General features: G+C 45.4%; 26 protein-coding genes and 1 tRNA gene. 14 read left to right on the forward strand and 13 right to left on the reverse strand.

Annotated features, from left to right (window positions below; all coding sequences use genetic code 11):
* Nucleotides 1-3: 3 nt before the first annotated feature.
* A complete protein-coding gene (locus tag ACFQS8_RS13120; RefSeq protein WP_382168096.1) occupies nucleotides 4-306 on the reverse strand; it encodes a YggT family protein in 303 nt (100 codons plus the stop codon).
* Between the two features lie 193 nt (nucleotides 307-499).
* Here ACFQS8_RS13120 and ACFQS8_RS13125 point away from each other — a divergent pair, with 193 nt between their 5' ends.
* Nucleotides 500-955, forward strand: a complete 456-nt coding sequence (locus tag ACFQS8_RS13125) for a hypothetical protein (RefSeq protein WP_382168098.1) — start codon at nucleotides 500-502, stop codon at nucleotides 953-955.
* A gap of 73 nt (nucleotides 956-1028) precedes the next feature.
* On the opposite strand, the gene bioB is transcribed toward ACFQS8_RS13125, so the two are convergent.
* Nucleotides 1029-2048, reverse strand: a complete 1020-nt coding sequence (gene bioB / locus ACFQS8_RS13130) for a biotin synthase BioB (RefSeq protein WP_382168100.1) — start codon at nucleotides 2046-2048, stop codon at nucleotides 1029-1031.
* 292 nt (nucleotides 2049-2340) lie between these two features.
* Between bioB and ACFQS8_RS13135 the strand changes: the two genes are divergently transcribed.
* Complete coding sequence (locus tag ACFQS8_RS13135) at nucleotides 2341-3816, forward strand: peptidoglycan-binding domain-containing protein (RefSeq protein WP_382168102.1); 1476 nt, start codon at nucleotides 2341-2343, stop codon at nucleotides 3814-3816.
* Between the two features lie 98 nt (nucleotides 3817-3914).
* On the opposite strand, the gene ACFQS8_RS13140 is transcribed toward ACFQS8_RS13135, so the two are convergent.
* A complete protein-coding gene (locus ACFQS8_RS13140) occupies nucleotides 3915-5744 on the reverse strand; it encodes an alanine/glycine:cation symporter family protein (protein ID WP_382168104.1) in 1830 nt (609 codons plus the stop codon).
* Between the two features lie 287 nt (nucleotides 5745-6031).
* Here ACFQS8_RS13140 and ACFQS8_RS13145 point away from each other — a divergent pair, with 287 nt between their 5' ends.
* Nucleotides 6032-7249 carry a glycosyltransferase family protein gene (locus tag ACFQS8_RS13145; RefSeq protein WP_382168106.1) on the forward strand — a complete coding sequence of 406 codons (1218 nt, stop codon included), beginning with the start codon at nucleotides 6032-6034 and terminating at the stop codon, nucleotides 7247-7249.
* Here the strand turns inward: ACFQS8_RS13145 and ACFQS8_RS13150 are convergent.
* Nucleotides 7246-7689, reverse strand: coding sequence for a hotdog family protein (locus tag ACFQS8_RS13150; protein WP_382168108.1), 444 nt, complete (start codon nucleotides 7687-7689; stop codon nucleotides 7246-7248). The genes ACFQS8_RS13145 and ACFQS8_RS13150 overlap by 4 nt on opposite strands.
* A gap of 53 nt (nucleotides 7690-7742) precedes the next feature.
* Here ACFQS8_RS13150 and ACFQS8_RS13155 point away from each other — a divergent pair, with 53 nt between their 5' ends.
* From ACFQS8_RS13155 to darH, 6 genes are all read left to right on the forward strand, one after another.
* Nucleotides 7743-7973: a hypothetical protein gene (locus tag ACFQS8_RS13155; RefSeq protein WP_382168110.1), complete on the forward strand. Its 231-nt coding sequence runs from the start codon at nucleotides 7743-7745 to the stop codon at nucleotides 7971-7973.
* A 21-nt stretch (nucleotides 7974-7994) separates the two neighbouring features.
* Nucleotides 7995-8315 carry an ApeI family dehydratase gene (locus ACFQS8_RS13160; protein ID WP_382168112.1) on the forward strand — a complete coding sequence of 107 codons (321 nt, stop codon included), beginning with the start codon at nucleotides 7995-7997 and terminating at the stop codon, nucleotides 8313-8315.
* Nucleotides 8316-8524: 209 nt separating this feature from the next.
* Nucleotides 8525-9487, forward strand: a complete 963-nt coding sequence (locus ACFQS8_RS13165; RefSeq protein ID WP_382168114.1) for a dialkylrecorsinol condensing enzyme — start codon at nucleotides 8525-8527, stop codon at nucleotides 9485-9487.
* Nucleotides 9488-9504: 17 nt separating this feature from the next.
* Nucleotides 9505-10650 (forward strand): beta-ketoacyl-ACP synthase III, encoded by a 1146-nt coding sequence (locus tag ACFQS8_RS13170; RefSeq protein ID WP_382168116.1) that lies wholly within the window; start codon nucleotides 9505-9507, stop codon nucleotides 10648-10650.
* A gap of 23 nt (nucleotides 10651-10673) precedes the next feature.
* Nucleotides 10674-11099: a DarG family dialkylresorcinol biosynthesis protein gene (locus tag ACFQS8_RS13175; RefSeq protein ID WP_382168118.1), complete on the forward strand. Its 426-nt coding sequence runs from the start codon at nucleotides 10674-10676 to the stop codon at nucleotides 11097-11099.
* Nucleotides 11100-11103: 4 nt separating this feature from the next.
* Entirely contained in the window at nucleotides 11104-12105 is a 1002-nt protein-coding gene (gene darH / locus ACFQS8_RS13180) for a BtrH-related acyltransferase DarH (protein WP_382168120.1), read from the forward strand.
* On the opposite strand, the gene ACFQS8_RS13185 is transcribed toward darH, so the two are convergent.
* Genes ACFQS8_RS13185 through ACFQS8_RS13205 form a run of 5 tightly spaced genes read right to left on the reverse strand, consistent with a single transcriptional unit; the run spans nucleotide 12102 to nucleotide 16639 of the window.
* Complete coding sequence (locus ACFQS8_RS13185) at nucleotides 12102-13001, reverse strand: hypothetical protein (RefSeq protein WP_382168122.1); 900 nt, start codon at nucleotides 12999-13001, stop codon at nucleotides 12102-12104. The two genes, darH and ACFQS8_RS13185, sit on opposite strands and share 4 nt — an antisense overlap.
* Complete coding sequence (locus ACFQS8_RS13190; RefSeq protein ID WP_382168124.1) at nucleotides 12994-14172, reverse strand: beta-ketoacyl synthase N-terminal-like domain-containing protein; 1179 nt, start codon at nucleotides 14170-14172, stop codon at nucleotides 12994-12996. The genes ACFQS8_RS13185 and ACFQS8_RS13190 overlap by 8 nt, the downstream gene beginning before the upstream one ends.
* Before the next feature lie 5 nt (nucleotides 14173-14177).
* Nucleotides 14178-14450: a phosphopantetheine-binding protein gene (locus ACFQS8_RS13195; protein WP_382168126.1), complete on the reverse strand. Its 273-nt coding sequence runs from the start codon at nucleotides 14448-14450 to the stop codon at nucleotides 14178-14180.
* 30 nt (nucleotides 14451-14480) lie between these two features.
* Nucleotides 14481-15683 (reverse strand): ABC transporter permease, encoded by a 1203-nt coding sequence (locus ACFQS8_RS13200; protein WP_382168128.1) that lies wholly within the window; start codon nucleotides 15681-15683, stop codon nucleotides 14481-14483.
* Complete coding sequence (locus ACFQS8_RS13205) at nucleotides 15683-16639, reverse strand: ABC transporter ATP-binding protein (RefSeq protein WP_382168130.1); 957 nt, start codon at nucleotides 16637-16639, stop codon at nucleotides 15683-15685. The genes ACFQS8_RS13200 and ACFQS8_RS13205 overlap by 1 nt, the downstream gene beginning before the upstream one ends.
* Nucleotides 16640-16815: 176 nt before the next feature.
* Here ACFQS8_RS13205 and ACFQS8_RS13210 point away from each other — a divergent pair.
* Nucleotides 16816-16890: transfer RNA gene (locus tag ACFQS8_RS13210), tRNA-Val, on the forward strand.
* Between the two features lie 155 nt (nucleotides 16891-17045).
* On the opposite strand, the gene ACFQS8_RS13215 is transcribed toward ACFQS8_RS13210, so the two are convergent.
* Entirely contained in the window at nucleotides 17046-17933 is an 888-nt protein-coding gene (locus tag ACFQS8_RS13215) for a hypothetical protein (RefSeq protein ID WP_382168132.1), read from the reverse strand.
* A gap of 407 nt (nucleotides 17934-18340) precedes the next feature.
* Here ACFQS8_RS13215 and ACFQS8_RS13220 point away from each other — a divergent pair, with 407 nt between their 5' ends.
* Nucleotides 18341-18880 carry a recombinase family protein gene (locus ACFQS8_RS13220; protein WP_382168133.1) on the forward strand — a complete coding sequence of 180 codons (540 nt, stop codon included), beginning with the start codon at nucleotides 18341-18343 and terminating at the stop codon, nucleotides 18878-18880.
* 115 nt (nucleotides 18881-18995) lie between these two features.
* On the opposite strand, the gene ACFQS8_RS13225 is transcribed toward ACFQS8_RS13220, so the two are convergent.
* A complete protein-coding gene (locus ACFQS8_RS13225) occupies nucleotides 18996-21878 on the reverse strand; it encodes a DUF4062 domain-containing protein (protein WP_382168135.1) in 2883 nt (960 codons plus the stop codon).
* Nucleotides 21879-22472: 594 nt separating this feature from the next.
* Between ACFQS8_RS13225 and ACFQS8_RS13230 the strand changes: the two genes are divergently transcribed.
* The gene (locus ACFQS8_RS13230) at nucleotides 22473-23099 is read left to right on the forward strand and encodes an HNH endonuclease (RefSeq protein WP_382168137.1); all 627 of its coding nucleotides are present in this window, start codon (nucleotides 22473-22475) and stop codon (nucleotides 23097-23099) included.
* A 1-nt stretch (nucleotide 23100) separates the two neighbouring features.
* Here the strand turns inward: ACFQS8_RS13230 and ACFQS8_RS13235 are convergent, their stop codons facing one another.
* Together ACFQS8_RS13235 and ACFQS8_RS13240 are read right to left on the reverse strand one after the other, a co-directional pair.
* Nucleotides 23101-24201 (reverse strand): tyrosine-type recombinase/integrase, encoded by a 1101-nt coding sequence (locus ACFQS8_RS13235; RefSeq protein ID WP_382168138.1) that lies wholly within the window; start codon nucleotides 24199-24201, stop codon nucleotides 23101-23103.
* The gene (locus ACFQS8_RS13240) at nucleotides 24185-24625 is read right to left on the reverse strand and encodes a helix-turn-helix domain-containing protein (protein WP_382168140.1); all 441 of its coding nucleotides are present in this window, start codon (nucleotides 24623-24625) and stop codon (nucleotides 24185-24187) included. Before ACFQS8_RS13240 ends, ACFQS8_RS13235 begins: the two co-directional genes overlap by 17 nt.
* A gap of 179 nt (nucleotides 24626-24804) precedes the next feature.
* On the opposite strand from ACFQS8_RS13240, the gene ACFQS8_RS13245 reads away from it, so the two are divergent.
* Nucleotides 24805-25506: an Hpt domain-containing protein gene (locus tag ACFQS8_RS13245; RefSeq protein WP_382168142.1), complete on the forward strand. Its 702-nt coding sequence runs from the start codon at nucleotides 24805-24807 to the stop codon at nucleotides 25504-25506.
* A 115-nt stretch (nucleotides 25507-25621) separates the two neighbouring features.
* Nucleotides 25622-26728 carry a glycosyltransferase family 2 protein gene (locus ACFQS8_RS13250; protein ID WP_382168144.1) on the forward strand — a complete coding sequence of 369 codons (1107 nt, stop codon included), beginning with the start codon at nucleotides 25622-25624 and terminating at the stop codon, nucleotides 26726-26728.
* The last annotated feature ends 69 nt before the right edge of the window (nucleotides 26729-26797 follow it).

Genomic DNA, 26797 nt, shown 5'->3' on the forward strand with positions numbered 1-26797 from the left:
GAATTATAAGCCTGCATTCGCAAGCATAGGCATTCCGTAACGCAGGATAAGATCTTGTAAGAAGTATATTCCAAGAAAAATAATGATTGGCGAAAGGTCTAAACCACCAAAACTTGGAATGAAACGACGAATAGGCTTGCTGAGTGGCTCTGTAATTTGGTGGGTCATACGATAGATCGTGGATACAAACTGGTTATTTGTATTCACAACACCAAAAGAGATCAGCCAAGACAAGATAACCTGGGCTATAACGATGAATTTGAGGAAATCCAGCGCGTAGTAGACTAACATCAGCACAGATTGCATGCTTTAAAACTCCTTAAGAAGACTATTGCGAAACCATACGCATAAATCATTCCAAATCTTTAATATTGTACCTCACTAAAGACTTATCACCTCTCTTTACAAGGGCTGAAGCTGAATAAGCATGTCGAATATTGCCTTATTCATGCCGTGGAGCTGTAACGAGTGCTTAAACAAAGGTGTGTATAGAGAGGGTATGACATTATCTCATGCACGTTTCGCTATTATGGCTGCTTTCTTGTTGGCGTTTGCCAACCCGATGGCGCATGCCTTCGCTCCGGCTTCAACGGATGCGGCGGATATTCCTGACCCTACAGCTAAAAAAATATCTGGCTCGAAAGATTATGTGCCGCTGTTTGGTATACGTGCTTCTGTTACGTCTGGCTTTACAGTCGCTGGATTTATGGCCGTTGATGCAGGGCTGCATGTTGAAAAATCGAAAGTACGCAAACAGGTTGAGGCGATAAAGCCACGTATCATGGATGCGATGCGTATGGCTGTAACCTCTTATGCGAACGGTCCTTATCGTGATGGGTATGTACCTGATTTGGATATTTTACGGGCGCGTATGCAGCGTGCGGTAGATAAACAATTGGGAAAAGGGTCGACACAAGTTGTCTTGGCGTCTGTGATTATTTTTAACGCTGACTAAAGCGAATACACCATAAAAAATGACCAACTCTTTGGAGAATTGGTCATTTCTAGCTATCTGATTTTATAAATGTTTATTCTGCAGGAACCGCAGATGGTGCGCAAGCTGGTGGTTTGTCAGCGATTGTACCTTGTTCCACACCCATGGCAGCCAAGAGAGCATCATCTTCGTCCATTTCTGGGTTTCCAGCAGTCAGAAGCTTATTACCCACGAAAATTGAGTTCGCCCCAGCAAGGATACACATCATTTGTCCTTCAGCTGACATAGTCTCACGACCAGCTGATAGACGTACCCAGCTTTTAGGGAAGATGACACGCGCTGTTGCGATTGCGCGGACAAGTTCAACAATTTCAAGAGGTTTTGATTTAGTGAGTGAATCACCAAGCGGTGTACCTTCAACCGGTACAAGCATGTTGATAGGAACACTTTCAGGGTGAGGAGTAAGTTGTGCCAGCTCATGTAAGAGACCGATACGGTCTGAGCGACCTTCACCCATGCCAAGAATACCGCCGACACACAGGTTTAGACCTGCATTACGTGCTTTGCCCAGCGTGTCGATACGGTCCTGATATGTGCGTGTTGTGACTACGCTTTCATAGTATTCGCGGGATGTATCGAGGTTGTGGTTATAATAGTCCAGTCCTGCTTGGGACAAGGCTTCAGCTTGCCCATCTTTGAGCATGCCAAGCGTAACACATGTTTCCATGCCTTCGGCTTTTACAGCCTCGATCATTGAACATACTTTAGGAAGGTCGCGGTCTTTAAGAGAGCGCCATGCAGCTCCCATACAAAAACGGTCAGCACCACTTGCTTTTGCTTTGCGTGCTTCGCCCACAACAGCTTCAACATCCATCAATTTGGAGGCTGGAATTCCAGTGTCGAAATGAGCTGATTGAGAGCAATATCCGCAATTTTCTGCACATCCACCAGTTTTGATAGAAAGCAATTGGGACTTTTGCATGCGACCTTCAGGCCAGTTTGCCTTGCGAACCTGTTGCGCCATTAGGAAAAGGTCTGGGAGAGGCAATTCATAAATTGCTGCAATCTCGTCCTTTGTCCAGTTTTGGCGTGGCTCTAGGTTTGGCGTGGTCATACGTAACTCCCGAATAATCTTTTGTTGCTATGCAATAGCCTGTCCGCAACGATACTGCAAATGCGTAAATGTCGCTATGAGGTAAAGTCTTGTTGAGATACTAATTTTACGAAAAAACTTATTCCCCAAACGTTAGCTATATCCAAACGAGATTAGTGTTTACTGCCGATAAATGTGACGAGAGAGAGCCTTTAGGATATAGTATATGGCATCTTTCTTGCTGTTTCGCAGGTGTTAAAGGATTTGGTTTTCAGGCGGAACATCACAACCGGTATAGTATTGGGGTTTTAGAATGAACAAGAAATTATTGGCAGCTGTTGCTGTCGTCGTAGGTTTTGCTGGTAACGCCAATGCGGGTGGATTCAGCTCCTACAACCCTATGGGTGATTTACCGGATGCGCAAGCTGGGCAGTGTTTTGCGCGTATTGCTATTCCTGCTCAATATGAAAAAGTGCCTGAAACGGTTGTTGTAGAAGAAGCCTATGAGCGCTTGTCTGCACGTGCGCCAGAGTTTGGTCCTTCTACAGTTGATGTGAAAGTCAAAGACGAAGGTGTTCGTTATGTTGTGCGCCAGCCTGTTTACGAAACACAAACTGAACAAGTTATGGTGAAGCCGGGCCATGAGCGTCTAGCTATTACGCCAGCCAAATTTGAAACCGTGACTGAAACTGTTGTGATTAGTGAGGCACGTAAAGTTTGGAAAGCTGGGTCTAACCTTTCATCCCACCGTAAAATTGATGAGAAAACAGGGCAGGTTTATTGTCTTGTCGAAATCCCAGCGAAGACACGTACAATTACGCGCCGTGTTCTTGTCCAGCCTGAGCAAGTATCTCGTGTGCCAGTGAATGCTGAATATGTGACTGTTCAAAAGCAGGTGCTTGTGGATCGTGGTGGTGTAGAAGAAGTTCCAACACCTGCCGAATTTAAAACAATTCCAACACAAGAATTGCTCACACCTGCACGTACTGAATCTACGATGAGCCAAGCGCGCATGGATACAGTGGAGCGCAATGTTTTGCGTGCACCAGAGCGTTTTGAATGGGTAGAAGTTCTTTGTGATACAAATGCAAATTCATCATCTATATCTGACCTACAACGCGCATTGAAAGATCGCGGTTATTATATGGGCCCGATTGATGGTGTGATTGGCCCGCAAACTGAAAATGCTGTGCGTAAGTTTCAATCTGCAAATGGTTTGCCGCACCAAGGCTTTGTGACAATGGAAACATTGCGCATGTTGGGCCTTTCAGGTGGTATGGTGCAGCAATCATACAGTCAATCTTACCAGTCTGAACCTGCTTACACTGCGCCAGTTCAAAGTCATGAAACTCAAACATATTCAGAGCCGTCATACACTGCTCCTGCGCATTCTGCGCCTGAACAGCGTTACTATAAGCCTGAAATTATGCCGCATTCAGCACCGATTGAAGATGGAAGTGCTATCCGTCGTGATGGATCTCAAACATCTGTTCAGGGAAGCCACTTTAAAGAAGCTCACAGTCGTTCACAAAGCATGGCTGCTGAGTTTGATGCAAAAGCATCTGCTATGACGGGGCGACAAGCGGCAAATCAATTGCTTGCTCAAGGTGGGCAATCTTATACGAGTGTTCAGGGCGTGATGACAGAGGCTGATCTTCAAAATGTTCAGCATGAAGTTGCAAATGTTGGAACGAGTATTCAGCAAGCGACACCGCTAACAACTCAAACACGTTTCCAGCGTCCAGCGCAGTATTCGGTCCGCAACCGTCTAAACTGGGATGATAAATAATTTCATCCAGTTGGATAAAGATTATTAGATAAATAGAAAAGGCCGCACATTGCAAAATGTGCGGCCTTTTTAATGACCAATCAGATTGGACTTAATCTCTAGGAGATTTTATCTTGTTCTGGTGTGTCGATTACATCTTCAATATCACCGCTGTTTTTCTTATGCATGGCGATCACGACACCTGAAAGCGCAAGAATGGCGATCAAGTTGGGGAAGGCCATGGAAGCATTGGCGATATCACCAAGTAGCCAGAGGGACGATGGATCCGCAAGACACCCTGCAAACACAACGGCGACCCATGCAAAGCGGAAAGGGTGTGTGGCCCATTCACCGACTAAGAATGTCAATGCTTGCTCACCATAGTAGGACCAGCCTACAATTGTTGTGAAAGCAAAGAAAAACAGTGCGACTGGAACAACCCATTGTCCGCCTGGGAAGGCAGCCATATAGGCACGTGTCGTGATCGCAGCTGAGTTGGCATCTGTTTCCCATGCATGCTTTACAGATGTCATGGTTGAATTAATGCCCGCCTCGATTTCATTGAGACGTGCTTCAGTAGCGGCAAGGAGTTCAGCATCACTTGTTTTGCTGCTTTTTACTTCAAGCAAAGTTGCATAGTCTTGTGCTGAAACATTGCTGAAGATTGCAGGGTATACCGCATCTAAAGCTTCTTGCGTCACAAGCGTTGGTGCTTTTGCCTGACATGCTTGAAGCAATGAAAGAGCTTGAGCACCATTCTGAGCGATTTTCTCGTTGCGGTCTATTTGGTTCGCCGTCGGGAAAATGTCTGTTTTGCTAAAGTTCTGGCCAGCAACAGGATGTGTTGGAAGGCCTATGTGTCCTGCATCTAAACAGGCGTCAGCGACAGAAATAACAGGGCTTTTACGGAAGTCTCCTTGCACAGTAAGGATAACAAGTGCGGTCATTGTACAAATGATCATTGTATCAATGAAGACACCAATCATTGCGATTTCGCCTTGGAAGACAGGGTTTTTGGTTTGCGCGGCTGCGTGAGCAATCGGCGCGGAACCTTGTCCAGCTTCATTGGAGAACAGACCACGTGCGATACCTGCGCGAACAGCTTGCATGATGGCGTAACCTGCGGCTCCACCTGCTGCTTGCTGTAGTCCAAAAGCGGCACTGAAAATTTCGCCAAATGCAGCTGGAACTTTTGCGATATTCATCATCAATACGATGAACGCAATTGCTACATATAGGCCAGCCATAACCGGTACGACGCGTCCGGCAACCGTTCCGATGGATTTGATTCCACCGATGATAACGGCAAAGACAAGACCGGAAATAACGATACCAACAACCCAGCTTGGCAGAGCAAAGCCAAAGGAACTTGATGCAACTTCTTGCGCAGCTTCACGGATGGAGTTTGACTGAATCATGGAGCCAGTAGCCATCGCTGAAATCAATGTACCGATACAGAATAATACAGCGAGCCAGTGCCATTTCTTACCAAGCCCGTTTTTGATGTAATACATCGGGCCACCATTGATACGGCCATATTCGTCCGTTTCACGGAATTTTACGGCAAGACTAGATTCTGAAAAAGCCAGAGCCATACCGAAGATAGCCGTGACCCACATCCAGAAGATTGCACCGGGACCACCTAGAACGATAGCGGTTGCTACACCTGCAAGATTTCCTGTTCCAACTTGCCCTGAAAGGGCGGTTGAAAGCGCTTGCCAAGGTGTAATCGCACCTTCTTCTCCTGTGCCTTTCCGGCCTGCCCATACTTCTTTGAGTGCTGGGAAGAAGCGAACGAGAGGACGCCCCCCAAGGCGTACCATCATATAAAGACCGGTTCCCAGTAGTAGAACTGCCAGCAATCCTACTGGTAGTATTTCTTGGTCTCCCCAAGACCCACCCCAGATGAAATTACTCACATTTTCAATGAGATTAACTAAATTTTCCACGTATTGCTCCCCGCAAGAACATTTGTTGCTCTTAAGATTGGTTGATTGTTTGTAATCTAACCAAGCGTGGCTAGATGTCGATGTGTTCATGCTGGCAAAAAGCGCAATTCTTCAGATTTTAAGTGGATTTGCTGAGTTTATATGCACAAAAGCGATAGGAATATCGTGTTTTGCGCGTGGTTTTTAGAAAGTCTTCGCTTGTTTGGCTTATCGATTGCATTCGAAAAATGAGTTGCTCTTCAAGCGTTCAATTCATTTACCTGCCGAAAAATAGTTAAGAGATATAGATGACAGACCGTTCTGCAAATTCCGCTGATGTCTCCCAAAAACCTGACGCGACTGCGATGAATCTTTTCTATGGAAACGGCGTTTTCCTTGGTCATGATTGTACGCATGTTGATGCACGAAAGCGTACTATGGCGCTTGAAAGTGCAGGGGTGAAGTTAAAGGGTTTTTTCTTTCGCCGTGAGAAAAATAATGCGGACTATCAACCGGAATGGGACAATGTAGAGTTAGGTGTCACTGTTGATAACAACTATGCCAAACGTGTTCCAGCCCTACTTAAAGGGTTGAAAATACTGGTAAATCACAAAAAGGATTTGCGTGCTGCGAAGTTCATCATGGCGCGAAATTTCGATATGATGTTTATCGGCATGCTGGCCAAAGTTCTGACGGGCAGTAAAGCTAAATTGGTGTATGACATCCCTGATATTCAAGAGTTTTTCTTCGGTACAGGTCTGAAGGGGAAAGTGTTTCGTGGGTTGGAGAAGGTAATTCTCAATCAGATATCTTTGCTTGTGGTGACGTCCCCTGGTTTTGTGACGGGGTATTTTGAAAAATATCAAAACTATAAAGGCAAGCATTTTGTATGGGAAAACAAGCTTCTATCTGAGCAGATGGGAAATATGCCGAGCCCAGAACAAATGAATGTGCATCGCGCAAAAGTGGGTGATGATAATACGCCATGGACGGTATGTTGGCATGGCACTTTACGATGTCCAAAGTCGATGGGAATATTAGCAGAAACCGCTAAACGTTTGGGAAATAAGGTAAAATTCTATCTTCGCGGTAAGCAAACGATTTATCCTGAATTGTTTGAAAAGACTTTTGCAGGAATTGAAAACGTTGAATTTGGCGGGGAATACCGCACGCCCGATCACTTAGAAGAGATTTATGGGCCAGCGCACTTCAATTGGTGCCCAGATTATTTTGACCCTGATGGAAACTCTCCCTTATTGCTTCCCAACCGTTTGTATCAAGGTGGGGCGTTAGGTGTTGTACCTCTTACTATAGAGGGGCAAGAGAGTGCGAATTACGTTAGAAATCATAATCTTGGTCATGTGCTTCCCGAAGCGAGTGCTGATGCATTGGTCGCTTTCTTAGAGGGGGCAAGCTGGGATGATTATCTTGCGGCACGCGCACGAAATTATGCTGCGAGAGATAGTTTGTTCTTAGAAGATGCCAATGATCTTAAAAAGCTATTGGATGCGATAGACGCAAGCTAAGTTTGCGAACTTAGCAGCACGGTGACATGCGCCTGATAGTGGGGTGTTTGGTGCGTGCTTGTTGTCAGCTCAACGTGATACTGGGCCAAAGTATCTAGGTGGGTGAGGCGTGTTGCGCATATGGTGAGGGGCTGGTCCAGTTGATCTAGCCAGTCATGTGTCCAGCTTGCGGATTTGACTGCAATAATGCGTGCATCAAGTTTTGGGGACTGTTTGTGGGTTTCTGTTGGTGTTGAATTTAAGAGGCCGTGCAAGGCCACAGCTTGAGCGCCATATTCAAGTCCAGCAGTTATTGGCAGGCCCTTCGCCATAGATAGGGGATTATTTTTTAGTCTATGAGATTGCGTGCGGCATTCTATTTTATCGGCGCTCAAAGATACAATCTCATCTATGAGAACCATGTCTCCGGCATGGGGTAAGACTTGCGATATTATACTCATTCTAAAGTCTCATGTAAGTTGCCTAAACTCAGGCAGGCCCATAAATTTGGCGCATGTTTAAATCAGATATCAGCCTCTCGCAAATTTGGTATGCAATTAAAAACGGCTTTGGCAGTTTTTTTGTTGTCGTGCCGTTATTGTGTCTGACATCCATTTCGTCAGATCTGTCTTTTGGCGCGATTGTGCAATTGTCAATGATTGTGCTGTGTGTGAATATCGCACTGTTCTTTTATCATTTGTGGCGCGTTCAAAATGATAATGACCAAATGATCGGGCAGAAATAGACATTTATCGGAGCTGAGGTTTTGACGTCGATATCCTTAAAACCTAAAGCCCTAAAAAACGTCATACGCTCTATTCCACTAGATCACCCTTGCCTTGAGGGGCATTTTCCAAACGCGCCTATAATTCCTGCGGCTTTGACGAACGAATGTGTGCATGAGGAATTGCGCGCTTGTTTTGATGATACGCGGATTTCAGGTGTTTCAAAGCTGAAATTTATTGCGCCGCTATTGCCCGATATGGAATTTGAAATTCAGATTTATGCCAACAAAAATGGCAGTGTACCTGTATCAATTCGGCAGGGTGATAAATTGTGTTTTTCCGGATTATTTCATCTTCTCTGACGCGCGTTAATCATTGCTAGGCAATCAAGTAATGCGCAATTTCATATCAAAAATTGGTAATCTCTCCAAAATTCATAGGGGGAGGGGTTGGGGATTTATATTAAGATGATACATGAGAGCCAGATTTCAGAATTTGTCGTTTGAGTCAGATAGTTTGAAATCCGTCGAATGAGCCTTTTATAAGGTTTGAGATTTGAAGGATTGTGGGGATGCTTAAAGTTCTAGCCGTTGGGTTCTCCCAGACAGGTCAGTTAACGCGTTTGTTGGACTCCGTATTGGGTCCAATAAAGGAATCAACTGAGATTGAAGTTACGCAAATCACGCTGCAAACGCACCGTAAGTTTCCCTTTCCTTGGAATTTCTTCAATTTTTTCGATACCATGCCAGAATGTGTCTATGAGGATGCTCCGCCCATTGAGCCGGAGGGCGTGGACCCTGACACAGATTTTGATTTGATTATACTTGCCTATCAAGCATGGTTTCTATCGCCTTGCCCGCCCATTATATCTTTCTTGAAATCTGAAGCTGCGCGCAAAATTATCAAAGGCAAGCCGGTGATGACTTTGATTGGCTGCCGGAATATGTGGCTGATGGCTCAAGAGGCACTAAAAGAGCGTATTGATGATTTAGATGGGCATTTGATTGATAATGCTGTTGTGGTGGATGAAGCACATGCAGCTTATACCTTTTATTCAACGCCAATCTGGATGCTGACAGGAGATAAGGGGCCTTATTTCAATGGGCGAGTTCCTGCGGCAGGTTTGACGGATGAACAGATTGCAGATGCATCCCGTTTTGGTGAAGCTGTTGTGCGCCAGCTTCCTAATCGTGAGAAAAGCGATAGATCGCCCATGCTTGCGGGATTGGGCGCGGTAAAGGTATCGGAAGGTTTGATTGCGTCTGAAAAAATTGCCAAACGTAATTTCCGCTTATGGGGCGGATTGATGCGTAAAATTGGGAATCCAGATGCTATTGCCAGAAAAGCGGTGTTGATTATCTATTTCACGTTTTTGGCAATTATCGTTTTGACGGTCATGCCTATTATGGCAGTGGTGAAAAAGATTTTGAAGCGTTTCAACAAAGCAAAGGTTGAAAAGCAGAAAGCCTATTTTGCGCGACCATCTGGCGAGGGACGTGAGTTATTGGGTGATGAGCAAGCAGAAGCGCTCTAAAAAAGGGACAGAGTAAAGTGACAAGATCAGTCTATGTGACGCGCAGTGCGGCTTTTATGCCGGGTGAGGCGGTCTCGAATGATGAAATGGAAGCTATTCTGGGGCAAGCGGGTGGCCGCCCTTCACGCGCGCGTCGTATGATTTTGCGTTCCAATAAAATAGTCTCTCGCCATTATGCAATTGATCGTGAAACCGGTAAGCCAACGCATTCGAATGCGCAATTGGCCGCTGAAGCTATACGCGGTTTAGGGTCGGAAGCTGAATTGAATGATGTTCAAGTTCTGGCGTGTGGCACATCCATGCCGGATCAGGTATTTCCTAATCATGGTGTGATGGTGCAAGGTGAATTGGGGTTGCCTCCCATAGAAGTGAGTGCAACGGCGGGAGTGTGTTTAGCTGGTGTGACCTCGCTTAAATATGCATATATGGCTGTGGCATCTGGCGAAGCTGAGCGTGCTGTTGCTACTGGTTCTGAAAATGCATCGACTATATTGTCCGCGCATAATTTTGAAGCCGAGCTTGATGCAAAAGTGGAAGCTTTGGAAGAAAACCCAGAGATTGCGTTTGAGAAAGACTTTATCCGTTGGATGCTCTCGGATGGTGCTGGCGCATTAATGTTGGAAAGTGCACCGCGTGAGGGGCAAGCCAATCTGAAAATGGAATGGATTGATATTTATTCCTATGCGGGCGAAATGGAAACCTGCATGTATGCGGGTGCTTCTAAAAATGAAGATGGTACAATGCGCGGTTGGACGAGCATGACATCTAAAGAGCGCGATGCGGATTCTGTGATGTCAGTGAAGCAGGATGTGAAACTGCTCAATGACAATATCATGATGTATGCTGCGCAAAAGCCTGCGCCTTTAGTGGCGAAAAAACACAATATTACGCCTGATGATGTGGATTGGTTTGTGCCGCATTATTCTTCAGATTACTTCCGTGTGCGTTTGTTTGAGGCGTTGAAGGCGGGTGGTTTTGAAGTGTCTATGGAGAAATGGTTCACTAACCTCTCGACAAAAGGCAATACTGGTTCTGCGTCCATTTACATTATGCTGGATGAGCTGCTGAAATCGGGTAAACTGAAATCTGGTGAAAAGATATTGTGCTGGGTGCCGGAAAGTGGCCGCTTTAGTACGGCCTTTATGCTGTTCACTGTCGTTTAAACGCCTATACAGGAGCGTACGCCATGAAGAAGGATGAGGTTCCGCAGGATAATTCCCGAACCTATGGTGGTGAGCGCAAGCTTATGTATGCTGTTGATAATGATGGCAAATATACCGGCGTTGAATCTACAGGGTGGGAAGTTGAAACCTATGCCACAGTCGCTGCGGTTGAAGCATTGGAGGCTCAACGTGATGCTGCTTTGGCGCGTGGACTTGCGGGGGAGACCTCGCCGCTAGAGTATCATATGTTTGATAAGCGAATGGATATGGCTACGCTGACCTCATCCACGGGGTATGGTGCGTGGCGCGTGAAGCGTCATCTCAAGCCAGCGATTTTTAACAAATTGCCAGATGCAAAGCTTGAGCCTTATTGCGAAGCGATGGGGATTGATATTGTCACGCTTAAATCTTTACCCAAACCATCGCTAAAGACTGATTTAGAGAGCTGATTTTATGACACAATTTGTTCACCGCCAATCGGCGCATTGCGAGAGCGGCGTTGTGTCTAATCTTGTGACGGCGGCAGGTTTGCCCTTGAGTGAACCAATGGCCTTTGGTCTATCCTCTAGTTTGATCTTTGCGTATCTGCCCATGGTGAAGATGGCAGGCATGCCGCTGATCGCCTATCGCATGTTACCTGGGAGTATTATGAAAGGGTCTGCGCGCGCGATGAAAGCGCAATGGGATGAGCAGACTTTCTCGAACGCTGATGAGGGCATGGCGGCGCTTGATCGTGCCTTGGAGCGTGGCCAGCCAGTCGGGTTACAGACAAGCATTTATTGGTTGCCTTATGTGCCTGAAGATATGCGGTTTCATTTCAATGCGCACAATCTTGTTGTCTCTCATAAAGAGGGGGATACGTATGTGGTGTCTGATCCGGTTTTTCCTGAACTCAAACGCACGGATGCGGCATCGCTAAAAAAGGCGCGGTTTGTAAAGGGTGTAATGGCACCTAAGGGGCGGATGTATCAGCTGTTGCAAGCGCCACAAGACATTGATTATGCAAAAGCAATTCCGGCGGCGATTGAGCGTAATCGCAAGCTTATGAAAGCGCCAATGGTGCCAATGGTGGGTACGAAGGGTATTCGCTATATGGGGCGTCAAATTCAGAAATTGGCGAAGAACCCGTCAAAGTCAGAGTATTTGAAACAATATCTTGGCCATATCGTGCGTATGCAGGAAGAGATCGGTACGGGCGGCGCTGGGTTTCGATTTATCTATGCGGCATTTTTGAAGGAAAGCGCCGAATTGCTAAACTCGAAGTTATTGGCTGAGGCTGGGGATGCGATGACAGATGCTGGGGATGAGTGGCGACGCTTTGCGCTTAACGCGACAAAGATGTGTCGCGGGCGTAAAGATATGGATGCTGATGCGCTTTATGGCTTGCTTGATGTGTGTGCGACTAAAGAGCAGGGCGTATGGGACATGCTGAAAGGCGTGAAGACAGCGATCTAGCTCTTGCTAATGATGACAGCGCTTAATTCTCCGCGAGAGTTTTCCTGCACATGCAATAATTGCGTGTCTTTCTGGCTATTGTCTTCCAGAAAGCTATAGAGTGTATGCCCCATATTCGTACCATAATGCCCTTTAGAGGGGTGGTTTGGGGTGTAAGTTTTGAGGTTGAGGGCTTTGAGTTCCTTTTGTGAACTTGTAGTGGTGCGGTTGCCCAAGCATAAGAATGTGCGGTCTGTGAGATATGGTTTAATTTTTTCTATCAAGTCGGCGCTGTCAGAATGCATTGAAACGTGGTGAAGTTGCCCGACTGAGGGGGTAGTTTGGGCATTTGCGTTCAGTCTAAACCAGTGCGTCCCTTGTGCTAAAGGTTCATTTGGCGTTGCGCCGACGCGTATCCTATGACTTGTCTCATCTTGAGTGAGTATGTCTACGCTGCCGACAATAGCTGTCTCTACATTAAAAACGTTTGTATCTGTAAGCGCTTGTAAGAATGCAGATTCTAAGGAGAATCCGCGCGTGGAGAGGAAGCTTGTGGAGCCACCAATTGCAAAATGTTTTGTCAAATAATAGCAGGCTGCATTTGAAACGGTATTGATAAAAGAGAGCGGTTTTGGAGTCAGCTTGTCGCGAACTGTGCGGTTTAGCACGTCGATCGTGACATCCATATCGCCAGATCCGGAGGTGAGATAAACATTTGTCGCTTCTGGGAGGGGCGCGTGCCTTATCACCGGAGCAGCGCCTATGAGGGCGAGCTGAATGAAGGGACCGATACGGCGGATTTGTTTGCCAAAGATGTCTTTTATATTGGCTTTCAGGTCCATCTCTTCGGGGGATGTTGTTTCGAAGCTATTGATCGCTGTAATGTAAAGCGGTGAAGGCGTGATGTGTTTATCCATAACTGACCACCAGAGATGTGTTATTTCCGCCAAAACCAAATTGGTTACACAGTATTTTGGGATTTAAGATCTGTTTTGCAGACTGATTAAGGGTGATGCCGAGTTTCTCGCAAGGTTGTTCTGAAATTCCCCGTGTGCCCGGTAAGAAGCCTTCATTCAGACAGGCGTTAAGAATAAGAAGTTCAGTAAGGCCGCTCGCGCCAAAGGTGTGCCCAATATAGGGCTTTATCGCTGTGATATCTGGCATGTTTTCAAACACGCGTTTGAGACCCGCGCTTTCGCCCTCATCATTGAGTAGGCTTGCTGTGCCATGAGCTTTGATGGCTGATATTTGCTGCGGCTGCACGTTCGCGTGTTGAAGGGCTTGATTAATCACGCGGGCAATGGATGTGCCGTCTGGGTTTGCGGCAGACATTCCATAATCGTCGCTTAAAGTGGCTCCCCCGCATAATTGTAAGGCCGGCAATTTGGGTTTTTGCCGCGTCATGACCACTGCGCTTGCGGCTTCACCGAGTACAAGTCCGTCGCGGCGAGTATCGAAAGGGCGCATGGCAGATTGAGTCAGGAGTTCTAAACCTTGAAACCCGTATGCTGTCGTTACATTGAGGATTTCAGCGCCAACGATAAGAGCGTGATCTAATCTGCCTGTGTGCAAAGCTGCAGCGGCATAAAGCAGTGCATTAGCGCTGGCTGTACAGGCTGTGTTGATCGACATGCCTTGAGCAGAGAGGTTGAAGGTCTGGCGAAGCTGTGCGCCAAGATTATCCATGCTGCAATAAAGGTCTAAAGGCTGCGTGTTGCGGTTTGTTTTGAGTTTTTCATGAAAATCATGCTCAATCAGGCAAACATCTGATGATGATGTGCCAAGAAATAAACCTGTTTTCTGTCTTTGCTCTTGAGTGAGGTTAGCGCTTTCAAGTGCATTTCCCACGACGTTTTCCAATATGCTGAAATAGCGTGTTCTAATGTCAGTCAGTGGTTTGGAGTGGGCTAGATGGTAGGGTATGGCTTCGGGTGCATCTTCATCTTGCAAGGTGATAGGTAATTTTATTTTGGCTGGAAGCGCGAGCATATCCGGAGTTGGGTTGGCAAGAGCTGCAGCGTGAGCGTCTAGTCCTAGACCCAAGCTAGTATGCAGGCTGCCGCCTGAGAGGTATGCTTGCAATGCCATGAAACTTAGCCTGCTTGCTTGGCCTTGAGGATGAAGTCGGACAGGGCGTTTATACTCGACATGGCTTCACGAGAATCTGGCCCGCCTTCTATGCGCACGCCATATTTATCTTTGATCGCAAGTGAAATTTGAAGCGCATCTAAAGAGTCGAGTTCGAGGCCTTCACCGACAAGGCGCATGTCGTTATCGATTTCGTGTGCTTCCACTTCAGTATCACACTCTTCAACGATCATGGCTTTTAGCTCATCCATGAGTTTGTCTTTTGTTAGCTCTGTCATGATGATTCCCCAAATATAGTTTGTGCACGTTTAAGCGCGTTGGCGCGATTGTACCAGCCATGAAAGCAATAACATTGTTAAGCCAAACGCCATCAAGCGCAAAAGATAGGGCGAAATGTCATGGATATTTCCATTTTGAAGGAAGAGTTCCAGAAAGCCATCCAGCCCCCAAGACATCGGAGAAAGACCGGCTAGCGCCTGCATTTTTTCTGGCATGACGAATTTTGGCACCATGATGCCACCGATCGCCGCGAGCAAAATATTGCCAAGGCCAGCAAGCATAGTGGCTTGTTCTGTGGTTCTGGAAAGTACTGCAATGAAGAGTGCTAAACCTAAAGCGGCGAAGCTGATACTTGAAGATAGGGCAATTAATGCAAGCGGATGTCCTTGAATGACCAATGCTTCTCCGCCAAGCAAGGGCACGAGGAATACGCCTACGGCGAGCATCAAGATGACCTGTATTTGGTTGACGACAAAGTAGGGGATAAGCTTGCTTACAAATTGACTGATTGGACCCAAAAAAGTCGTGCGCAATCTGCGTTGCATTCCAAGATCTCGTTCCTTGATAAAGGTGTTGGAGAAGGGGATGGCAACGAAAAATATTGAAAAGACGAGCCATGCGGGCACATTTTGCTGAACTGCATTGGGGGGTGTTTCAGTGGCTCCAGCATAAGCGTAGGTGACTTTTATTGGGCTGTCTAAGTCTCCGGCTGAAAGTTCGTCTATGCCATATTCTGCGGCTTCCTCGGCCATGCCTTCAAGCATTGTGTCTGTTTTGATGCGGCCAATGGCTTCCTTTACGGAGGCATTAAAAATGATTGATGTGCGCCGATCCGATTTAGAAGACACGGTGATGCCGAGTTCGGCTTGCTCTGAAGTGACTTCTAATAGGTGTTCGTCAAATCCTTTTGGTATGGTGAGGAGAAAGCCTAAATCCTGTCCGTCCAAAAGCTTTTGCGGTGTTTGCGGTAGAGTTTCTGAGGGGGTGTAAGTTATGTTGAAAGCCTCATTGGCGCGAAGGCGGTCAGCAAGTGCCTGAGACGCGGTTGATTGATCCACGTCTATGATTTCAACGTCAATGCCTTTGCCACCACGGCTTTCAAATGAGCCTTGCAATGCAAGCGACATTATTAATATGAAAACAATGGGAAGAATAAAGAGGAGGCCAAGGCCGTGCTTGTCACGCCCTAATAGGGTTATTTCTTTTTTTATGGCTGCAAATAGAGGTGTCATTATTGTTGCGCCTCATTTTGCTTGAGAATGTCTAAGTAGACGTCTTCTAGTTTGCTTTTGCCGTAGTGGGCTTGCTCAACATCGCCCCCCATTTCCGCCAACAGCTTGATTACGTCTGTCATCGGTGCTGATTGAAGGCCCTCTATGATAAATTCTTTGGGCGACAATAATTTAGCGCGGCGTGCAGCTAATTCATCAATAGCATAAGAGGGCAAAGCTTGGGCCATTGTGACTTTGAGGCTTTGTCGTCCCGCTTTCTCTAAAAAGGCAGACATGGTGTTGTTTGCGATGAGTTTTCCATTGTCGATTATAGCGACGTGATCACACAATGCTTCTACTTCCTCCATATAATGAGAAGTGTAGACGATTGTGCACCCATTCGCATGCATGCGTTGAATGGCGTTGAGTATAGTTTGGCGCGAACGCGCATCAATTCCAACGGTTGGTTCATCCAAGTATAGAATTTCAGGAGCGTTGAGGAGCGCAATTGCGAGGTTGAGGCGTCGTTTTAGTCCGCCAGATAAGGTTTCAGCGCGTGAAGTTAGATGCGCATCTAAATCACAAACCTCTATGGCAAAGTCGATGCGTTCTTTACGTAGGTCTGCTTTGAGGGCGTATGTTCCTGCAAAAAAGAGTAGGTTTTCGTGTACTGTAAGACGCGGATAAAAAGCGAGGTCTTGGGGTGCAATTGCACTGATTGATTTGAGTTTCTTGCCTGCTTGGTCTGCTGGTTCATTGTCAATCAGAATGGAACCTGTCTGGCGCTTATTCATCCCCGTTAGAAGGGATATCAAAGTGCTCTTGCCGGCTCCATTGGGGCCTAGCAGGCCGAAACTAGCTCCCTTTGGAATCGCAAAAGAGATATTCTGCAGGGCATGTTTAGGGGTAAGCTTTCTTTGTGTGGAATATGTGTGGCTGAGGTCGTCGACAACAATGAAGTTAGATTGATTGGACATGGCAAAACAGCCTCACGCTACAAGAAACGAGATGGTTATGCGCAAATCACTTTGCTGCGTCCAGCCCCTAATCCAATAAGGATATAAGCATTTGAGGAAAAAGCGTATGGAGAGATTGACAAGAGCGTCTGCTTTCCACTAGAAACCGCTGTTCTAAATGCGGCCTTAGGGCCTGCGCGCGGTTAGCTCAGTGGTAGAGCACTACATTGACATTGTAGGGGTCACAAGTTCGAACCTTGTACTGCGCACCATTTTTTTTGAAATAAAAACAAATGCTTAACTAAAATTTGAAAACGAATGTAGGTCCGGCTTTTAGTTTATTGTTGCCGTTTGTTGCCAAAAATGGTTTTTAAATTTGTACAATTGGCAACCAAAGTTCAAATGTCTTTTAGTTTTGTAAAGCTGACTAAGTGGAGCGAGAAAGCATATCGTTTCGGTAATCAAGGTTACTTTTGGCGATTTCCTTTTTTTGTATCGCGGCATTGAATGCTTCAGTCCAGCGTGCGCTTTTCAATTCTACTTCTTTTTCTTCTACTAAAATTTCTTTTAAAGCAGCGCAAAATTCATTCCATTCTTCATCACTCAATTTTTGAGGTAGTCGGCAATAAGAAGTGCATTCGGTTAAGAAACTTTCATCGTGGATCTCATCCATATAAAGGTCTTGATTAATTTCAAGACGCATGTCTAGGACATCATTTTTCCACTCATGGAAAAACTTGTTCCTTTGATTTTGCATTATAACCCGAGAATAAAAAGCCATTGCGCTTTCGCTTTTTTTACGATTATTATGGAAATAGGTTTCCCATTCTGGGTTTTCGGAAATCTGCCAAGGACGATATTCAATTAGTTCGTTTATATTCATATCTTCGAACTGTTTGTTTGGCTTAATTTTTTGTCCGTCGATGTTTTCAGTATCCGACCATCCCACTGACCTTCTTCTACGCATTGTGCCTTCATTTTGTGACGTAATTTCCGACCAGTGCTTCAATGTGAGCGTTTTACCTTGGAGTTCTGTATATTGGTTTCCCTCATAGGTAAGACTTACAGTATTTTTTCTGTTTTTTGTCTGCAGGTATTTAGATGCCCATCTTACATTGCCTGGGCCGTATTCCGTATTGGTCGTATCTATTCTATCGAGAGTGTCAGTAGGGTTCGTTTTGCGGCCCATAAATCCCACGAAACTATCAAAGTCTTGAAATAAAGGATGTACAGTATATTCTGTAGTACTACATCTCTGTAACATCGCTTTCCATGAGTTGTATTCTAATGGATAATCAGCCTTGTTTATGTTCACTTCCGAGCCCCCAGAACTGTTCGTTCGTTTCCTATTCGCTTGAGCGAATAGTACAGTGAACGAATACTTTACCTTAATTATAAACCCACCTAGCAAAACTCATGCCGTGTGAGATAGTGTTGGTATTATGTTTGATTGAAGTGAGAAAAATTGCCTTTCCGAGTAATGCGCTAACTGATAATTGGATATCAATTATCCCTACCATATTGAAAATTATCTGAAGGCTTAAGATTCGTTTCTTCGTTTGATCAAAAACGTTGTTGTGAACTTCTCTCGGATTGCTCCTTATGGGTATACCCCAACGGGGCAAGTAAATGGTGCAATATACATGTACCAATAGAGTTCACTTTTTAATTTTGGGACGTATGTTACCATAGGTCTAAACCCTATTGGAACAAGAGGATCAGATGACCCAAATTGGATATGCACGCGTAAGTTCTTCCGGTCAGTGTACCCGGGTACAGCTTGAGGCGCTGGAAGCAGCAGGATGTGAAATTGTTAGAGAAGAGAAGGCAAGTGGTACATCAACCCAGAAAAGGCCTGAGCTTCAATCTATAATGGACTTCATCCGCCAAGGAGATACTCTTGTTGTAACACGTATCGATCGTCTGGCGCGTTCTATCTCAGACCTACAAGATATTATGAAGACCCTAAAATCAAAGGGCGCATCCTTGCGTGCTACTGAGCAGCCAATCGATACTACATCAGCGGCGGGAAAAGCCTTTGTGGATATGCTGGGAGTGTTTGCCGAGTTCGAGACCAACCTTCGCAAAGAGCGCCAAATGGAAGGCATCGCCAAAGCAAAAGTCGCAGGTGTTTATAAGGGACGCAAACCTAGTGTTGATGCAGATGCGATTAAACGTTTAACTGAAGAAGGCATGGGAGCTTCTGACATTGCAAAACGAATGGGAATAGGACGTTCTAGTGTTTACAGGGCGTTGAGATAACAACCGTAATGATTATTGAAGAAATAACTCATCTATATCTTTAACCGATGCTGCTAACACGATTAGTTTAAATCTAAGGCTTTCCTTATGCTTTTTATGATGAAGTTCGGTGTGGCTACTCAAGCAGTTTTGATATGAGCATATCCCATGATTGACCAGAATGCAGCTCGTACCAATCGTTCCAGTGTTCGGTCATAGGTGCCAATGCTGCTTGAACTCGGAAATAACTGGCGGGATTTAGGTCCAGACGCTGGATAACTTCAGGGCCTAAGGTACCAATTCTTTTGCGTCCGTATTCCAGAAGACCTCGCCAAGGGTCGTGCGGTTCACAAAGTTGCTCAAACCTGGCGTGGACTACGTTTGCCAAATGTTCGAAAGTTTTAGCCTCTGCAAGCTCGTTGAGCCGTCGCTCAAAAATCGAATGCGTGGCTGCGTCGATCAAATGATCTGCTGCAAAGCGAAGAAATGACACTTCTTGTCCGAGTGGGTGCGACAGCAAGATGTCTGCATCTTCTGTATCCAGCACCTTACCACTCCTTGCCAAATAATGAGTGAGGAAATCTGCACTATCGAAGATTGTCTTTGTCGTACTCTGGCAAACGCGTGTAGCCGTATAGTTGTCCGGTAAATTTTCATCGAGCAATGCTAGTAACGACTGCTCCTCTCTGGCCAATCGATTGGTTTCGGCCAACACAAGAAAAATTTTTCTTCCAGACCGTAAACACCAATGATTTAGTTCATCTAGAATGTCGCAAGTGAATGAGATTGAGCCGATGTTAACACAACTACCGCCCACATTACGTGTAGTTCTTTGTTTGAAATCTAAAAGGCGTTTGTTGAATGTTTGGAGCGGTGAGGCCGCATCTTCCAATGCAAAAAAATGTTCGAACACCAAACAATCAAGTCGCCTTTTCCGCAATCCAATAAGGCCCGCTGTCGCGTAAGTTTCCCATGACGATACGAAATCGAGAACGCCAGCTTGCATTTCACACGTGTTGCTTGGCATTTTCGAAGCTGAGTGGAATGCAAACTGCCGGTGCCGCCTTGCTGATGACTGTCCAGTATCGGTTGATGGCACGTGCGGATAATGCTTGTTAATTAGTGTCCATAATTTTTCTATTGCAATTTCCACGAAATCATTTTTCATTAGTTCTAATGGGTAACCCCGGGCATTCAGGGTTGAGACTAAAGGTTTATAACGACGGTTGACACTGATTGCACGTTGGTTTGAGAACAGTTTAGTTTTGCTTCTGGCAAAAACCAGTGCTGAAGAATTCAAGGTGTTTGGTTTCAACATTGAAAACGTTATTTCAAGCTCTGTAATGCTCATGCCTGAACTCTTTTTTAACCAAGCATCGTTCGGTGCAAGGTTCGAAAGCGACGCTGCTGACGCAAGGGTACCATATCGCTTTCCAAGTAGTGCGATAAAAAACGGGTGCGAAGATGCGATCTCACGAAGGCACGAGGCAACTTCACGTGATACGGCAACGTCTGAATGTGGAACACCCCAACTCAAATCTACAAAAGATACGGAGACGCCGCGTTCTGATGCGCGACGCTGAAGCTCAGGTAAAGCTTTGCGAGAGAGTGCGACACGTTCACTCTTGAAGTCTTTAAAGGTCGAAGAAATAAATATATTGACCGCTCTTCCAGTAAAGGTTGTGACAGGATCAACCGGATCAAATACAATATTTTTGATTAAAGTGCCTTCACCGCGAAAGAGTGGACGAACAAATTCCCCGATGAATTTATCCTCGGAGTTGGCAAAAATAACCGGTGCTTTAATTAGAGCCCCGCCTGAAATCAAGGTTTCTTCCGCGGCGTTCATAAGGCGATTCTGGTCGAAAATAGGCTCAGCTTCCGGATAGCGCCCTGGCCCAACGATCACGCGGTGGGTGATACCGTTTTTACTAGCGACAATGTGGGGGGCGGAATTCGCCTCGCTTGTCGAGCTCTCAATCGCGAAGCCGTCGTCTTTCAACCTAGACTTAACTATCTGGATTGCGAAGTCGAGTAATTCCCAATCCGAAATTTCGATAAGCTCACGTAAATCGAAGTCCTTCTCAGCAATTAATCGATCATTACGAGCGTCGAACAGTGACATGGATACCAATATTGGGTCGTCAATGTGTAAGTCGCCCGCTTCTAAATTGAAATGGAGGTTGGTGTCTTCCGTTTCGTTGTGAGTTTGACCGCAGATATGGATGTTAGCAGTTAGCATGCAGCGAGCGACTATCGGCACCCCCCGCATGGCCTCTGCCAAATCGATAAGCCTTTTGCGGTGCTCCATATCGAATTCGGTGAGGTTGTTATTTGACCAAAGTGCCTCGATATAGATTAAGCCAAGTTGATTTTGAAATCGCATTGACAAATGGTGAGTGGGATCCGGACCACAGAGATGATCAAGCCCTTGCCATCCTCTTTGAACCAAGGCGTTCCATACCTTGGATTTAGCAAAATCCAGCAGTCTAGGAGTGGCAAGCATTAAGCGCGCCTGCGGGTCGTTTTCCTTGAAACGTTGGCCTAAATATAGCTTACGCCCTTCAGTATCTGTGAAATAGGGAAGCTCGGTTTCTTCATCGACTTTTAACTCGTCGCTCGAGACTGAATGGAACGTATACTTATTTTCAGAGCTCCAATTTTTGGGAGCTGCCATAGGCAGGGAAGGAGCGCCATGTAGATTTGCCGTTTTATTGCCTTTGTCATCTATGACGACGTCCAGCCAAGTGCAGGATGATGTGGTTCCATGGATTTGGTCGACTACCGTAAAATCGATTGCTGCACCGTTTCTGATGTGTCGAAAGCCTTCGCGTTCTAGGCTTCTCACAAAAACTTCAACATCAGTTGGCGTCATAAATCCAGCAGCCGCAAGTAGTCCATCAGATCGGTAGGTTTGATTGGGTACTGCAGCTTCAAAGGCGCGAAGCCCACCAGGCAGTTTCTTATCAATTACGTCGACCTTTACGACTACGGTAATAGCCTCAATCAGAACGCTCATTCCGCGCCTCAGTTAATTATTTTACAGCGGGAGCAGACTTCTCTCTGCTGTAATAAATACATGGCATCGTAGCCTTTATTAATAAAACAGCAAGGCTTCAAACCCGAGTGTGCAGAAGCCGATCAAAAGCCCATCGAGCAATTTCGAGTTAGCTTAAACCAAGGTTGCCGATAAGAATGTAATCTAGCTCCAACCACATCACCTTCAGGAGAAAGAGTGTAGGACTATCCTCATAAAAGATCTCTTTATCAAACTTTAGTCTAACGTAATTCAAACACCTTTGTGCCGTTCACAGCTTCAGTAAGTTCTTGCAGAATTGGACCATTCCATCAATCTTAGGCTGTATTTGCAAGTTCAGGAAATAATGATGCCAATTGTTCAAAAAAGTTGGAAGAATTTCTTGTCTTTAAAAAACAACGATAAATATTTGGGTATTACAATGTTTCCAAATCAATTTTTGTTTAAGGCTATAAAGTGATAAAAAAGTTGTACTGCTCACCACTTACTAAACATGATATTAACGGAAGACCACAGATTAGGTTCAACAAAGATCTGGAGAACAAGTTACCATCGGATGCGATTGGTGGTTCCACATTGAACGAATTTGCCAAAACGCCATTATTGTTTTTGTGGGATGATCAATCTGTCGAAATGGATATGCCTACAAACACTAGTGATAAGTTGAGGAGATTTTTTCGACCGAAAAGCAGAGGTTTTTACAAAAGTTTCTTTAATAGTTTTGGAGCTCAACCCGGAGATGTTGTCGTCTTGGAGCAGCTCGGAAGCCACAAATTCCGATTACATTTAGAGAAACCAGATGGCACATATGTATCTGCGCGAGGACCTGCAAAAGATATCTATGAGCGTATCGATAATTGGGCTCGATGCAAGACGCGTCCTGCGCAATATAAATTCCGGCAAGCTATTGCGAGAAGAGATGGGCTTAAATGTGTTATTAGTGGATGTGAGATTGAGGCTACTCTAGAGGCTGCGCACTTGCATCAGCGAGGAGAAGGCGGAAATGACACCCCTGTAAACGGGGTAATTATGAGAGCAGATATACACAAACTATTTGACGCCCATCTTCTGACAATAAGCCAACAGGGTAAGGTTTCAATAAATCCCGGTATTGATGACCTAACATACAGCGCTTTTGAGGATATACAGATTAAGACAGGAGCCGATCTAAAATATCTTAGTCTGCGCTATGCTAATAGGTAAATTACACTTCAAATACCCCGGTACGCTCGCTTTCCTGTCTTGCGTGGATGTAGACTTCTTGCGTTACACGTGAGCCTGGCACGTGTCCAAGACGGGCTTGTAGTATGGGCTCTGGTAGCCCTTTCATTGCTTGCCAGGTCGAATGCGCTTTGCGCAACATATGAAGCGTAATATGCATTATTTCACCATTTCGACGGATGTCTGCTCTTGTGACGGCTCTTTTGATAGCCTTTTTCATATCGTGACGTTTCTTACCGTCTCGGCCAGGGAAAACTAATCCTGTTGTTCTTTTAATCTTGTTCAGTTCCTGCACTAAGTTCGTAGAAATTGGAATGGATCTATAGCTGCTCTCGTTTTTTGCTTCATGTCCTGTTTCAACATGTGGACGAATATGAACAACGCAGCTATTGAAACCAATGTCTTGCCACTCTAGTCCGAACACTTCAGATTTTCTGCATCCGGTTTCGGCAAAAAAACGGAAAACTAAGCTGTTTTCTTCAGACATTTGGGCTGCAATAGCTCTGATTTCTCCTAGGGTAGGTAGTTCCATATGTTTTCGTTTTACGGGTATGCTTTTAAATTTAGGAATATGGGTGCATAGATCTTTGTCTTTTGCCCAGAGAAGGATTTGTTTTAACAATGCTGTCTCTGAGTTAATCGTAGGGGCAGACTTGGCAAGATCGCGGCGTTTTTCCTGATAGCTCAAAATTTGTATTGAAGAGATTGTGTTGATATCTGAGGTATTAAAAAAGGAAAGTAATGCCCGTAATTGATAAGCGTTAGTGTCTAGGGATGAGGCGCGTTTCATGCCTACGTTCACCTCACGTATTTGTTCTTCCATCCATAGCTCTGAGAGTTCGCTGAATGAAAGGCCTAGCGCTACGCCGACTTGGCTGGATCGGATAACATTTTTTATGGATGCACTTCTATCATGCTTTTTAGCATAATTTATTGCGTCAGCTTTTGTTTTGAAAAGTCTCCGCTCTCGCTTCCCTTCTTGTGACAGGGGAGGCGGGATATCAACTTGCCAGCTTCCAGAGAGGGTCCCATTTCTCCTATGAGGACGTATAGCGATTTTTCCGATATTAACCGTTTTTGCCATTAGTTTTTGTACTTTTTTGGCTTTGTTTTAAGAACAAGACTGGATCGAAAGTGTTGGTAGGGGGCGAAGCTGGATTTGGAGTGGCGTTGGCAACAGTTGGAAAGAACTTCGATTTGTAGGAGATGTAGTTGATTACGTCTTGTCTGAGATAAACACTGCGCCGTCCAATTTTTGCAGGTGAGAGGTGGGCTTTAGGTATACGTCTGACTGTTTGCACCGAGCACCCTAGTAGCTCTGCAACATTCTCTACATATAAGCGGTCGTCACTTGTGCTAGTGAAACGAGATGGGTCTTTTTTGCGCTCCTCGCTGAGACGAGAATGCCTGATTTTGTTCGCTTCTATTTCATTTTCGATTGCCAATTCTGGCCCTCGAACGCGAGGTTTACGGGTTCTACCGATAGCAGGTTGTGATTGATCAGTCATGTCGCTCCTCTTATTTAGAAGAGACCATTCAAATTTAATGCCAAATGTTGCCAAATTTGAGTAAACAACGACATAGGTTGTCAGAAATTCTAGATACATAACTTATTCCAATATTATATATGTATCTGTTTATATTGCTTTTTTGTCTAGGGTGTAAGGGGTGTTAGTAAATAGTCCAGATGCAGAAAAATCAAGAAATTTCAACGCGTATACCTATCGTTGCGTTGACTGCAAATGCATTAAAAGGGGATCGTGAAAAGTGCTTAGATGCAGGCATGTCTGACTACATGACAAAACCTGTTCAGAAGGCGCAGTTACAGGCAACTATGTTTAAATTTTTCAAAAAATCAAATTCAGAAAAAAACGCTTCGATTGATGAGACGCAGCAATCATCTACGCCTATTGTTCAAAAGGTCGAGGAAAAGGTTGAAACTATTATTCTACCTGAGGGCATAGTGGTTGCAGACCTTATAGACCAGCCTGCTGTGGACGAAGCGCGGCAACTCCTTAAAGAAAAGTATGAAACGATTGTTCCTCTCTTTGTGCAGAACACCAAAGAAATGATATCTCAGGTTAAAGTTGCTTTGGATAGCAATGAGCTGGAGCAAATTATTCGACCAGCACATTCCTTGAAATCTAGTGCAAAGCAGATGGGGGCAATTGGGCTAGCTACGCGCGCTAAATCCCTTGAAGCCTTTGCCAAAGAGATTGTTCAGAAGGGGGCAATCAATGATAGAGATACGCGTACCGCGCTTTTAGAACATGCTGAAGAGTTGGAGCAATTGGTGGATATAAGTGGTAAGTTGTTATTGGTGAAACCAATGTCTGCCTCAACTCACTCTCCTGTTTCAGCGACGGGTGACCTACGCAAAGCGGTCTAGGTGTGAATTGGGGGCGTTTCCTGTAATTGAAAGGCGTGATATGTGAGAGTATCGCACCTTTGTGTAGGGAATGGACGCCCTGACTGTCCGGTCATTAGTTTTTCGGCAGTTCAACATGAAAAATTCTACCTCCAGCGGCCAGTTATCGGTGATAATTCCTGTCTATAACGAGGCGGATAATGTCACGCGCGTTGTTGCGGCGTTGGATAAAGCGCTAGTTGATGTGTCTTGGGAGGTTGTATTTGTTGATGACCACTCACCAGACAATACGTCCCAGATAATAACGGATATTGCCGCTCATGATCAGCGCGTTAGGTTGATCCATCGGGTGGGGAGGCGTGGATTATCATCGGCTGTAATTGAAGGAATAATGTCTTCGACTGCTGACTTTGTGGCTGTTATGGATGGAGACTTACAGCACGATGAAACTAAGCTGAAAGAGATGCTTTCAGCGGTATCATGCTCAGGGGATGGCGGGATCGATATCGCGATTGGGACACGATATACTGAAGGCGGCTCTACTGGCGATTGGAATTATGCGCGCAAGGTGATGAGCAAGTTCGCAAATTGGATCGCGCATAAAATAACGCGTGTTGAACTCAAAGACCCAATGAGCGGCTTTTTCCTATTGAGACGAGATACGTTTTTGAACGTTGTGGAAGGGTTATCGGGTCTCGGTTTTAAGATATTGTTGGATATCCTTACAACATCAAAGTCCCCGCTAAAGGTTGCAGAAATACCCTATACTTTCCGTGTTCGGGAAGCTGGAGAGAGTAAGTTGGATGCCTTGGCAGCGTGGGATTTTACAATGCTGTTGATAGATAAGCGGTTAGGGCAATTCGTTCCAGCAAGATTTGTGTCGTTTGCATGTGTAGGTTCATTCGGAATAATCGTGCATTTTCTAGTGCTTACCCTCGGTTTAGAACTTGGCGGTTTGGTTTTTAACTGGGCACATGGTTTAGCAGCAGCTGTCTCTATGGTTTCTAACTACTGGCTTAATAATCTACTGACCTATCGAGATAGAAGGCGTCGAGGCAGGAGGTGGTTTTCAGGGTTGATTAGCTTTATGGCTGTTTGCTCCCTGGGCGGTGTCGCAAATATTGGGATCGCAAGTGTACTATATTCAAGTAATACGCACTGGCTATTGTCGGCATTGGCGGGGGTCATAATAGGTGCGGTTTGGAATTATGCTGCCACTGCGTTATATACTTGGCGAAACTAACCAATTACGGTTAAAGCTTCTGTTGAGGTTTTTGGGGTGGGGAAGAGTATCGTGATTAGAGTAGAGGTT

This window comes from Hirschia litorea, from assembly GCF_042665075.1.
GTDB lineage: Bacteria > Pseudomonadota > Alphaproteobacteria > Caulobacterales > Hyphomonadaceae > Hirschia > Hirschia litorea.

Bases quoted from the DNA above. Each gene is read 5' to 3' on its own strand.
- ACFQS8_RS13120 (WP_382168096.1), bottom strand. From the start codon at position 306: ATGCAATCTGTGCTGATGTTAGTCTACTACGCGCTGGATTTCCTCAAA.
- ACFQS8_RS13125 (WP_382168098.1), top strand. From the start codon at position 500: ATGACATTATCTCATGCACGTTTCGCTATTATGGCTGCTTTCTTGTTG.
- bioB (WP_382168100.1), bottom strand. From the start codon at position 2,048: ATGACCACGCCAAACCTAGAGCCACGCCAAAACTGGACAAAGGACGAG.
- ACFQS8_RS13135 (WP_382168102.1), top strand. From the start codon at position 2,341: ATGAACAAGAAATTATTGGCAGCTGTTGCTGTCGTCGTAGGTTTTGCT.
- ACFQS8_RS13145 (WP_382168106.1), top strand. From the start codon at position 6,032: ATGACAGACCGTTCTGCAAATTCCGCTGATGTCTCCCAAAAACCTGAC.
- ACFQS8_RS13150 (WP_382168108.1), bottom strand. From the start codon at position 7,689: ATGAGTATAATATCGCAAGTCTTACCCCATGCCGGAGACATGGTTCTC.
- ACFQS8_RS13155 (WP_382168110.1), top strand. From the start codon at position 7,743: ATGTTTAAATCAGATATCAGCCTCTCGCAAATTTGGTATGCAATTAAA.
- ACFQS8_RS13165 (WP_382168114.1), top strand. From the start codon at position 8,525: ATGCTTAAAGTTCTAGCCGTTGGGTTCTCCCAGACAGGTCAGTTAACG.
- ACFQS8_RS13175 (WP_382168118.1), top strand. From the start codon at position 10,674: ATGAAGAAGGATGAGGTTCCGCAGGATAATTCCCGAACCTATGGTGGT.
- darH (WP_382168120.1), top strand. From the start codon at position 11,104: ATGACACAATTTGTTCACCGCCAATCGGCGCATTGCGAGAGCGGCGTT.
- ACFQS8_RS13185 (WP_382168122.1), bottom strand. From the start codon at position 13,001: ATGGATAAACACATCACGCCTTCACCGCTTTACATTACAGCGATCAAT.
- ACFQS8_RS13190 (WP_382168124.1), bottom strand. From the start codon at position 14,172: ATGGCATTGCAAGCATACCTCTCAGGCGGCAGCCTGCATACTAGCTTG.
- ACFQS8_RS13195 (WP_382168126.1), bottom strand. From the start codon at position 14,450: ATGACAGAGCTAACAAAAGACAAACTCATGGATGAGCTAAAAGCCATG.
- ACFQS8_RS13200 (WP_382168128.1), bottom strand. From the start codon at position 15,683: ATGACACCTCTATTTGCAGCCATAAAAAAAGAAATAACCCTATTAGGG.
- ACFQS8_RS13205 (WP_382168130.1), bottom strand. From the start codon at position 16,639: ATGTCCAATCAATCTAACTTCATTGTTGTCGACGACCTCAGCCACACA.
- ACFQS8_RS13220 (WP_382168133.1), top strand. From the start codon at position 18,341: ATGACCCAAATTGGATATGCACGCGTAAGTTCTTCCGGTCAGTGTACC.
- ACFQS8_RS13225 (WP_382168135.1), bottom strand. From the start codon at position 21,878: ATGAGCGTTCTGATTGAGGCTATTACCGTAGTCGTAAAGGTCGACGTA.
- ACFQS8_RS13235 (WP_382168138.1), bottom strand. From the start codon at position 24,201: ATGGCAAAAACGGTTAATATCGGAAAAATCGCTATACGTCCTCATAGG.
- ACFQS8_RS13240 (WP_382168140.1), bottom strand. From the start codon at position 24,625: ATGACTGATCAATCACAACCTGCTATCGGTAGAACCCGTAAACCTCGC.
- ACFQS8_RS13245 (WP_382168142.1), top strand. From the start codon at position 24,805: ATGCAGAAAAATCAAGAAATTTCAACGCGTATACCTATCGTTGCGTTG.
- ACFQS8_RS13250 (WP_382168144.1), top strand. From the start codon at position 25,622: ATGAAAAATTCTACCTCCAGCGGCCAGTTATCGGTGATAATTCCTGTC.